Origin of the sequence: Mixta sp., from assembly GCF_024610815.1 — a bacterium.
GTDB classification, from domain to species: Bacteria; Pseudomonadota; Gammaproteobacteria; order Enterobacterales; family Enterobacteriaceae; genus Mixta; species Mixta calida.
Window position 1 is genome coordinate 1 of record NZ_JANION010000152.1, and the last position, 9,411, is coordinate 9,411.

The 9,411-nt window shown below is 58.6% G+C and carries 9 protein-coding genes; 4 read left to right on the forward strand and 5 right to left on the reverse strand.

Translation table 11 applies throughout. The annotated features are described in order from the left end of the window. Window positions 1-163 precede the first annotated feature (163 nt). Together MYY08_RS11440 and MYY08_RS11445 are read left to right on the forward strand one after the other, a co-directional pair. On the forward strand, window positions 164-382 hold the full coding sequence (locus MYY08_RS11440; RefSeq protein ID WP_288014278.1) for a hypothetical protein: 219 nt from the start codon (window positions 164-166) through the stop codon (window positions 380-382). A 261-nt stretch (window positions 383-643) separates the two neighbouring features. Continuing rightward, window positions 644-1,825, forward strand: coding sequence for a sugar transporter (locus MYY08_RS11445; protein ID WP_288014280.1), 1,182 nt, complete (start codon window positions 644-646; stop codon window positions 1,823-1,825). A 149-nt stretch (window positions 1,826-1,974) separates the two neighbouring features. Here MYY08_RS11445 and rhaM read toward each other — a convergent pair whose 3' ends face one another. The 4 genes from rhaM to rhaB are packed head-to-tail and all read right to left on the reverse strand — an operon-like array spanning window position 1,975 to window position 5,857. Further along, on the reverse strand, window positions 1,975-2,289 hold the full coding sequence (rhaM, locus tag MYY08_RS11450; RefSeq protein WP_038626086.1) for an L-rhamnose mutarotase: 315 nt from the start codon (window positions 2,287-2,289) through the stop codon (window positions 1,975-1,977). Beyond that, window positions 2,279-3,121, reverse strand: coding sequence for a rhamnulose-1-phosphate aldolase (gene rhaD, locus MYY08_RS11455; RefSeq protein WP_038626085.1), 843 nt, complete (start codon window positions 3,119-3,121; stop codon window positions 2,279-2,281). The genes rhaM and rhaD overlap by 11 nt, the downstream gene beginning before the upstream one ends. Window positions 3,122-3,131: 10 nt before the next feature. Further along, a complete protein-coding gene (locus MYY08_RS11460) occupies window positions 3,132-4,388 on the reverse strand; it encodes an L-rhamnose isomerase (protein WP_288014282.1) in 1,257 nt (418 codons plus the stop codon). Further along, entirely contained in the window at window positions 4,385-5,857 is a 1,473-nt protein-coding gene (rhaB, locus tag MYY08_RS11465; RefSeq protein WP_038626083.1) for a rhamnulokinase, read from the reverse strand. The genes MYY08_RS11460 and rhaB overlap by 4 nt, the downstream gene beginning before the upstream one ends. Window positions 5,858-6,155: 298 nt before the next feature. On the opposite strand from rhaB, the gene rhaS reads away from it, so the two are divergent. Together rhaS and rhaR are read left to right on the forward strand one after the other, a co-directional pair. Next, window positions 6,156-6,980: an HTH-type transcriptional activator RhaS gene (rhaS, locus tag MYY08_RS11470; RefSeq protein ID WP_038626082.1), complete on the forward strand. Its 825-nt coding sequence runs from the start codon at window positions 6,156-6,158 to the stop codon at window positions 6,978-6,980. 12 nt (window positions 6,981-6,992) lie between these two features. After that, window positions 6,993-7,865, forward strand: a complete 873-nt coding sequence (rhaR, locus tag MYY08_RS11475; RefSeq protein ID WP_084970984.1) for an HTH-type transcriptional activator RhaR — start codon at window positions 6,993-6,995, stop codon at window positions 7,863-7,865. 52 nt (window positions 7,866-7,917) lie between these two features. Here rhaR and rhaT read toward each other — a convergent pair whose 3' ends face one another. Beyond that, a complete protein-coding gene (rhaT, locus tag MYY08_RS11480) occupies window positions 7,918-8,952 on the reverse strand; it encodes an L-rhamnose/proton symporter RhaT (RefSeq protein ID WP_038626078.1) in 1,035 nt (344 codons plus the stop codon). Window positions 8,953-9,411 lie beyond the last annotated feature (459 nt).

A 9,411-nucleotide genomic window follows, 5' to 3' on the forward strand; every position in this document is an offset into this window, starting at 1 on the left:
ATTATCATCAAAAAAGCTTTCTGCTTCTCTTTTTTTCGCTGAAAAATAACGGCAATTGGCATTTTGTAGAAATCCGCTATATTAAAATCATTATGTTGCAATTTATTTCACAGTAAATGGGTTGAAGATGTCTAATTACTATTATGTTAATAAGAAAGCGGGGATGGCGCGTATTCATCTGGTACATACCGCCAACTGCTCTCGCTTGCCGCCATTAGAAAATCGTTTTTTTCTCGGCACATTTTACGCCCAGCTGGATGCAGTAAAGCAGGCGCGCAAATACTATCCGCAAGCTGAAATTTGCGAAAACTGCGGCCAACGCCCGATTAAGAAATCGACAAGAAAGATCGCGCTGCCCTCTGCGCCCCAGTTCTCCTGTTAAAACCCGTTCTTAACACGCCAGCGCCGCGCCGTTAAGCCAGTGCGCGGCGCCTGAAAGCACGTGAATGAAGCTTATCTGTCCAGCTTTCTGAAGACGCGGCGCTGCTATGCGCCTGCAATGGACGATAATTTTTTTAACCTCCCTGTTTCGCTCTTGCTATAAATCGACCACAATAGACCACAAATGTGATGCACATCACTCTTTGGTGATAAATGCATCAATCCTGTTTACTGTTTTAGCGTCTGGCATTGATTTAATCCCATGCAAACACCTGTATCCCGCAAAACGGCCTGGCTACGCGTTGTCCTTCTGGCTGTGGCAGCTTTTATTTTTAATACCACTGAATTTGTGCCGGTGGGTCTGCTTTCTGATATCGCCGCCTCATTCTCAATGAAAACGCCGGAAGTCGGTGTAATGCTGACTATTTACGCCTGGGTGGTGGCGCTAATGTCGCTGCCGCTGATGCTGGCGACGCGCAATATGGAGCGTCGACTGCTGCTGACAGGCATTTTTATCATCTTTACCCTGAGCCATATTCTGTCGCTGATGGCGTGGAATTTTGGGGTGCTGGTGGCGTCACGCATCGGCATTGCGCTGGCGCATGCGGTATTCTGGTCCATCACCGCCTCGCTGGCGATCCGCGTCGCCCCCGCTGGTAAAAAAACCCAGGCGCTGAGTATGCTGGCGACCGGTACCGCGCTGGCAATGGTGTTAGGCGTGCCGATTGGCCGCATTATTGGTCAGTATCTGGGATGGCGCATCACCTTTGGCATGATTGGCGCTTCGGCGCTGGTGCTGATGCTGATGCTGATTAAGCTGCTGCCGAAGCTGCCCAGCGAGCATACCGGTTCGCTCAGCAGCGTGCCGATGCTGTTTAAGCGCCCGGCCCTGGTCAGCATGTATCTGCTGGTGACGCTGGTGGTGACGGCACACTACACCGCCTACAGCTATATCGAGCCGTTTATGCAGATCATCGCTTCTCAGGGCGAGAACTTCACCACCTTCCTGCTGTTGATCTTCGGCTCTGCGGGCATTGTGGGCAGCATTATCTTTAGCGTGCTGGGCAATAAGTTTCCTTCCGCGCTGCTGCTGAGCGCTATCGGCTTGATTACGCTCTGTATGGGACTGCTGCTGTTCGCGGCGGTGCATCCGTTCGCGGTGTCGGTGCTGTGCATTATCTGGGGCATGGGCATGATGATCATCGGCCTGGCGATGCAGGTGCGCGTGCTGTCGCTGGCGCCGGACGCCACCGACGTGGCGATGTCGCTGTTTTCCGGCATCTACAATATCGGCATCGGCGCGGGTGCGCTGCTCGGAAACCAGGTGAGCCTGCACTTTAAGATGGCGGATGTCGGCAACGTCGGCGCGATCATCGGGCTGCTGGCGCTGTTCTGGTGCATTTTCATCTTCCGTCGCTATCCGCAACTGCGCAGCAACGGCTGATAAACCTAAAGAGGGCGGATAGTAATATCCGCCCTCTTTTATTTCAGCCTCGCCGGTTCCGCTGCATCCCTGTGCTACGCCCCTCTCCGTATCGCTTTTCAGCATGCGGGTGGGTTGCCGGCCAACGTTTCAAGCCAGGCGCGTCAGCGCTACGCCAGATAAAAAACTTCTTTTAACGGCTGGCTTACCGGGCTGTTATCAGGGTTCGCAGGCATCAGCTCGCGCATTGACGCCCACCAGCGCTGACACACCTCTGTCTGCGCCACCGCTTCCCAGCGCGCCTCTGATTCTATTTCCACACAGGCAAACAGCAGGCTGCGGCGCTCATCGAGAAAAATGCTGTAGTGATGCGCGCCATGTTCCTTTAACGTTTGCTCCAGTTCCGGCCAAATAGGCGAATGCCGCTGCTGATAGGCTTGATGACAGTGCGGGTAGACCTGCATCACAAAGGCTTTACGCAACATGAGCCGGCCCCGTGTCCAGTGCCGCCTGCCACGGGTTAACGTTAAAGCGTTTCCCCAGCGCGATCAGCTGTTCGGTGGTGATGCTCTGGCGCAGACCGCCCATCGATATCACCTTCACCAGTACCTCGGACGACTTCTCGGCAGTATCGATCAGGCCGAAGGTCTCATCCAGCGTCGGCCCGGCGCCGAAGATGCCGTGGAAAGGCCACATCACCAGACTGTGAGACTGCATCTGCTGCGCGGTGGCGTCGCCTATCTCGTCGGTGCCGGGTACCATCCAGGGCACGATGCCGACGCCGTCGGGAAACACCACCAGGCACTCGGTACTGCCTTCCCACAGCAGCCGGGTAAAGCGCGCCGAGTCCAGCTCCACCACATAGCTCAGCGCCATAAAGTTGGTGGCGTGGCAGTGCATGATTACCCGATCCGCGCCGTTGGTCAGCTGTTTGCGCACGCTGTGCGACTGAAAGTGCGAGGCCAGCTCCGAGGTCGGCACGCCGCCGTTCGTCAGCCCCCAGTGAATTTTATAAGAGAGGCCCTTTTCATCCACCTGCAGCAGCGCCAGACTGTCCGCCGGATCAAGCTGAACGTTGCGAAAAAACTTACCGGAGCCGGTGACGATAAACCAGTCGTTCGCCAGGCCCGGCGCCGGGCGGCTGAGTTCAATGCAGCGCGGATCGGCGACGAAATCCTGTTTAAAGGGCGCCACCTCTTCCGGCAGCAGACGCATGGTGACGTTGCCGCCGTTGCGTTCGTCCCACCCCTTCAGCCACATATCGCTGGTGGCCTTCACCATTCCCTGGACGAACCAGGAAGAAAGAATCGATTGCATAGCGTCATCCTTACCGTTGACTGAGGGTCTGTTCTTCATAGTCGCGCACGTTGCGCAGCCAGCCTGCATCCGCCGGGACATCATGGCGCAGGCACCACATCTCCCATACCGCCTGCCAGGGCAGCGACTTCTGTTCTTCCAGCAGCGCCAGGCGCGCGGTATAGTCGCCCGCCGCCTCCAGCGACCGCAGCTTGTCGGTCGGTTCCAGCAGCGCCCGCAGCAGCGCTTTTTTCGCGTTGCGTGTGCCGATCACCCAGGCGGCGATGCGGTTAATCGAGGCGTCGAAGAAATCGAGGCCGATATGCACTTTATCGAACAGCTTCTGCCGCACGATCTCCTGGGCGATCGCCTGGGTTTCATCATCCAGCAGCACCACATGATCGCTGTCCCAGCGCACCGGGCGACTGACGTGCAGCAGCAGGCGCGGCACGTAGAGCATGACGGTGGAAATTTTGTCGGAGATCACCTCGGTGGGATGGAAATGGCCGGCATCCAGCGTCAGCGCGGTTTGCCTGCTGGCGGCGTAGCCCAGGCAGAATTCGTTTGAGCCGACGGTATAGCTTTCCGCGCCGATGCCGAACAGCTTGCTCTCCACCGCGTCGATATGATGCGCCGGATTAAGTTTCTCGATCAGCACTTCATCCAACGACTGCATCAGCCGCTGGCGCGGCGCAAAGCGATCGATAGTGAGATCTTTCATGCCGTCCGGCACCCAGATATTCATTACCGACGGCGTGCCCAGCTGTTCACCGAACCACGCAGAGATTTTACGGCTGGCTTTACAATGATCGATCCAGAACTGACGGATGCCCGCATCGGCGTGAGAAAGCGTAAAACCGTCCGTGCTCAGCGCATGCGAAAAGCAGGTAGGGTTGAAATCGAGGCCGAGCTGACGCTCTTTCGCCCAGCTCACCCAGTTAGCGAAGTGCTGCGGTTCAATTTCATTGCGATCCACCGGTTTGTCGCTTTCAAGATAGATGGCGTGCAGGTTGAAGCGTTTCGGGCCGGGGATCAGCCCCAGCGCCAGATCCACGTCGGCGCGCAGCTCGTCGGCGTTGCGCGCGCGTCCCGGATAGTTGCCGGTGGCCTGAATGCCGCCGGTCAGCGCGCCCTGCGGGTTTTCAAAGCCGCGCACGTCGTCGCCCTGCCAGCAGTGCATGGAAACCGGAATCTTATCCAGCTGGGTCATGGCGGCTTCGACATCGACGCCGGTATCGGCAAATCGCTGTTTCGCCAGTTCAAAAGCCTGTTCTGTAAGCCTGGTCATAAGCATAATTCCTTACGCGGTTGTTTCAGCGCCTGAAAACGCGACCAGCCGTCGGTTAGCGCGCTGTCTGTGAGAGGGTTAATCAGTCGGGATGGAAAATTTTGCGCAACGCAGCGGCGGAAAGCCTCGACGTCCGCCAGCTCGCCGCGGGCGATCAGCTGACTGCCGATATTGCCGAGCGTGGAGGCCTCGACCGGCCCGATGCTGACCGGCAGCTGGCAGGCGTTGGCGCAGAGCTGGTTCAGCAGCGGGTTTTGGCTGCCGCCGCCGACAATATGCAGACGGCTAAAGGGTGACCCGCGCAGCGCCGACAGCTCCTCCATCACCTCGCGATAGAGCAGCGCCAGGCTGTCGAAAATGGTCCGCGCCAGCGCGACCGGGCTGTGCGGCACCGGCATCGCCTGTTCCGCGCAGGCGTCCTGAATTTCGCGCACCATGCTGGCCGGATTGATGTAGCGGGCGTCGTTGGCGTCGATAATCGCCTGACAGGCGGGATAACGCGCGGCTTCCTCGATCAGCGCGCAGAGGTCTTCAATTTGCAGCTCGTCGCAGACGCGCTGCAGCAGCCACAGCCCCATAATGTTTTTCAGCACGCGGTAACGCCCTTCCGCCCCGCCTTCATTGGTGATATTGGCGCTCAGCGCGGCGGCGCTGTTGAACGGCGTCGCGCTTTCAAAGCCGAGCAGCGACCAGGTGCCGGAGCAGAGATAAGCCTCATCGGACGCGCCCAGCGGCGTCGCCAACACCGCGCTGGCGGTATCGTGCGTGGCGACCGCCACCAGCGGAATGCGCAGTCCGCTGCGGCTCTGCCACTCGCCGACCTGCGTTCCCGGCTGACGCGGTTTGCCGAACCACGCCGCACGCGCGCCCGCCCAGCGGAGCAGTTCGCTGTCCCATTCGCCGGTTTTCAGGTTAAGCAGCTGCGTGGTGCTGGCGTTGGTGTACTCCCAGTTAAGCTGTCCGGTTAGCCGGTATTGCAGATAATCCGGGATCATCAGCACATGGGCGACCTCGTCCACCAGATCGGGATGCGTCTGGCTAAAGGCGCGCAGCTGATAAAGCGTATTAAAAGGCAGAAACTGGATGCCGGTATGTTGCCAGATAAGATCGCGTCCCAGCTCGCGCTGCGCCTGCGCCATCAGGCCGTGGGTGCGCTTGTCGCGGTAAGAGACCGGCAGGCCGACGCGCTCGCCCGCCTGGTTCAGCATCACTACGTCCACGCCCCAGGTGTCGATGCCGATGCTCTCCGGCACGATCCCGCTCTCCAGCAGCTGCTCCAGTCCGTCACGGATCGCCTGCTCCAGCGCGTCGATATCCCAGCAGTCATACCCTTCCGACTGATGACGCCGGTTGGCGAAACGGCCAATCTGCTCCAGCGTCAGTGATTGCGCTTCCGGCTGGTAGCGCGCCAGCATGATGCGGCCGCTCGAGGCGCCGAGGTCGATGGCAACAAAATTGCGGTGCGTCATAAGATTCGCTTCCTGATGAAACATGCTCACCAGTGTAAAATGCTGCGAATTCGCCACCTTACTGACACTGCCACTCTTTGCGTCCGGCTGGCAGGGGCGTCAAGAAAGACGTGAAGCAACTCACAGTTCTGTTTTTCACTCGTCTGACATAACGATGTGACACTTGCCGCAATTCTGAAGATTTTCAGCTGTTTCTTGAAAAATTAACCGCTTAAGCCTGTTTTGCGGTGCAAAATTCAAGGTAAGTTAAGCCCGCGCTGGCTAGTATCGGTCCCATGCAGAATAACGAGGACGTATCATGACCGTGTTACACAGCGCTGACTTTTTTCCTGACGGCGACCTGCCGGTGGCGGTTGAGCCGCGAGCGCCGCAGGGCGTATTCCCGGAACACCACCATGATTTTCATGAGATCGTGCTGGTGGAACAGGGGGCGGGCATCCATATCTTCAACGGCCAGCCTCAGTCGCTGTGCGGCGGCTGCGTCTGTTTCGTGCGCGATCACGACAGGCACCTTTATGAGCAGACCGAGAACCTCTATTTAACCAACGTGCTGTGGCGCGGCCCGCAGGCGTTTCGCTTTCTCGCCGGGTTACAGGATCTGCTGCCGCAGGAACACGATGGCCGCTACCCTTCTCACTGGCGCATCAGCAATCGGGTGATGGCGCAGGCGAAGACGCTGGTGGCGCAGTTGCAGGAGCCCGACGGCGGCGACGCCACTGAACAGCGCGTGCGGCAGGAGCTGACCTTTATGCAGCTGCTGGTGCTGCTGCGCCAGGGCTGTCGCGAACAGGAGAGCGACGCGCAGGAGGCGCGGCTGCTGCGGCTGCTTGACTGGCTGAATGAACACTACAGCGAAGATGTCGACTGGGATGCGCTGGCCGATCGCTTTTCGCTGTCGCTGCGCACGCTGCATCGTCAGCTGAAGCAGCAAACCGGCAGCACGCCGCAGCGTTATCTGAACCGGCTGCGGCTGTTACAGGCGCGGCACCTGCTGCGCCACAGCGATATGCGCATCACGGATATCGCTTTTCAGTGCGGATTCGGCGACAGCAACCATTTTTCGACGCTGTTCCGCCGGGAATTTGGCTGTGCGCCGCGCGCCGAGCGACAGCAGATGTGGTAAAGGGAGAAAAATATGGCGCTGATACTGGCGAAAGCGGACTACTTTCCCTCGGAGGCGATGCCGGTCGCGGTGGCCGATCGTGCGCCGCAGCCCTCTTTCCCGCCGCATCGCCATGAATTCAGCGAAATCGTCATTGTCTGGCGCGGCAACGGCCTGCATGTGCTCAACGACCGCCCCTGGCTGGTAACCTGCGGTGACCTTTTCTACATCCAGCACAGCGACTGCCACAGCTACGAGTCGGTAAACGATCTGGTGCTGGATAATATTCTCTACTGTCCTGAACGCTTTCGCCTTGGTCTCGACTGGTCGCAGCTGCTGCCGCTGGACGACGCCGACTACCGCGCTCACTGGCGTTTAACCACGCGCGGCATGGCGCTGGCGCGCGGCGTGATTTTACAGCTGGAGCAGGAAAGCCGTAAAACCGACCTGCTCTCCATGCAGCTGGCGGAGGCGCTGTTTTTGCAGCTGGCGCTGATTTTACGCCGCCACCGCTACGTCGCCGAGCGCGCCGGGGAACTGCCCGAAGGCGAACAGCTCGATCTGCTGATGTCGGCGATTCAGGCCAGCACCGGCCGCCCCTTCGATCTCGCCGCCTTTTGCCACCACAATCAGCTCAGCGAACGCGCGCTGAAGCAGCTGTTTCGCCAGCAAACCGGCATGACGATTGGCCACTATCTGCGTCAGCTGCAGCTCTGTCAGGCGAAATATTTGCTGCGCAGCACCGACCTGCTGATTGGCGAGGTGGCGGCGCGCTGCGGCTTCGACGACAGCAACTACTTCTCCGCCGTGTTTACCCGCGAAACCCATTTCACCCCCAGCGCCTGGCGTCAACGCTTCGAGCGCGCCGGTAAACATGCACAGCCGGTGATTGAACGTCAAAAATAACATGGCCAGGCGCATCGCGCAGATGATCTGCGCGATGCGCTTGTCGCGCCGTTTAGCCCGCCATGCCCATGCCGACGATATTCGCCGCGAGGATAATCACCAGGCATCCGACTGACAGCACGCTGACCGGGCGACGTCCAACCGCATGCCACTCTTTCATCAGCAGCCCGACAATGCCGCCGCACAGCACATAAAGACTCATATGCAGCATCCAGCTGACAAAGTCATACTGCGCCGGAATATTGGCGTGTCCCCAGGCGTAGAAGAAAAACTGCAAATACCACATCAGACCGCCCAACATGGCGAAGGCGATATTGGCGCCCAACAGCGGCTTCGCCAGCGAAAAGTCGGCGCGGATCGACAGCGAAGGCTTCACCGCCAGGCGGATAAAGCAGTACGCCAGGTTGACCAGCGCGCCGCCGCCCATGATCACCACATAGCTGGGCAGCGCCACGTAAAGCGGATTGATCCCTGCGGCGGCGGCCGCTTCGTGCATCGGCTTCGCCGCGTCCATGGCAAACGACATCCCGGCGGAAAATATGCCGCACAGCACCGCCAGCACCAGCCCTTTTTTCAGATTGAACTCCTCGGCGCTAATGCCGAGCGCACGCTCTTTCAGGAAGCCGGCGCGCGAGACGATTGCGACGCCCACCAGCGCGATCAGCACGCCCAGCAGCGTCATGCGGCCGCCGGTGGAGCTGAACAGCACCATAAAGCGTCCCTGCAACAGCGGCGTCATTAGCGTACCTACCACCAGCGTAATGCCGATAGCGATGCCGATGCCCATCGACATGCCGAGATAGCGCATCGTCAACCCGTAGTTGACGTTGCCGATGCCCCACATGGCGCCGAAGAGAAATACCGGCGTCAGCTGCGCAAGTGAAAACTGCTGATAGTAACTCCAGAAATCAGGCAGCAGCACGGCGCTGACCGCCCAGGGCAGAATCAGCCATGACATGACGCCGCCCACTGACCACATGGTTTCCCAGGACCAGTGCCTGACGCGTTTAAACGGGGCATAAAAGCAGGCGGCGCTGGCGGCGCCCACCAAATGCCAGAAAATGCCGGCAAGGATTGCGTTGTTCATCGTTATTCCTTAGTAGGGTTGAGGCCAGCAGGAGAAGGTTCTCCCGGTTACCGCGAGTCTAAAGAGTTCATTTCCTGGTCAGCCTTTCGCTGACTGCCCGCCTGTAGGGCACTGTGGCAAAAATAAGCAGGTGGGCTCGATATCGATCACAAATTCATTACATTGTCGCCGCCGGGACGCAGAAGTGAACTGATACCCTAACCGCTTAACCTGAAAGCTAATTTTCTTCTTATGCCGTTCTGCGTAGCTTGATCCGTGCATTTTTGCCATTTCACAAAACCGCATGGCAATCAGAAGAAGGTGTTCCGCACCTTCCCAGGTCAAGGTGGAAAAAATCAACAGTTTTATATCTTTTTGTTAACAACAGATCGCAGGATTAATAACGGAGAGCGGCAGATGACCACAAGTCAAAAACAGATGTTTAGCGACGGCGAATTTCAGTCTCATCAGGGCGCGTGG

Excerpts from the sequence above, each read along its gene's own strand:
- MYY08_RS11460 (WP_288014282.1), bottom strand. The coding sequence starts at position 4,388 with ATGACCAGGCTTACAGAACAGGCTTTTGAACTGGCGAAACAGCGATTT.
- rhaS (WP_038626082.1), top strand. The coding sequence starts at position 6,156 with ATGACCGTGTTACACAGCGCTGACTTTTTTCCTGACGGCGACCTGCCG.
- rhaB (WP_038626083.1), bottom strand. The coding sequence starts at position 5,857 with ATGACGCACCGCAATTTTGTTGCCATCGACCTCGGCGCCTCGAGCGGC.
- rhaD (WP_038626085.1), bottom strand. The coding sequence starts at position 3,121 with ATGCAATCGATTCTTTCTTCCTGGTTCGTCCAGGGAATGGTGAAGGCC.
- rhaR (WP_084970984.1), top strand. The coding sequence starts at position 6,993 with ATGGCGCTGATACTGGCGAAAGCGGACTACTTTCCCTCGGAGGCGATG.
- MYY08_RS11445 (WP_288014280.1), top strand. The coding sequence starts at position 644 with ATGCAAACACCTGTATCCCGCAAAACGGCCTGGCTACGCGTTGTCCTT.
- rhaT (WP_038626078.1), bottom strand. The coding sequence starts at position 8,952 with ATGAACAACGCAATCCTTGCCGGCATTTTCTGGCATTTGGTGGGCGCC.
- rhaM (WP_038626086.1), bottom strand. The coding sequence starts at position 2,289 with ATGTTGCGTAAAGCCTTTGTGATGCAGGTCTACCCGCACTGTCATCAA.
- MYY08_RS11440 (WP_288014278.1), top strand. The coding sequence starts at position 164 with ATGGCGCGTATTCATCTGGTACATACCGCCAACTGCTCTCGCTTGCCG.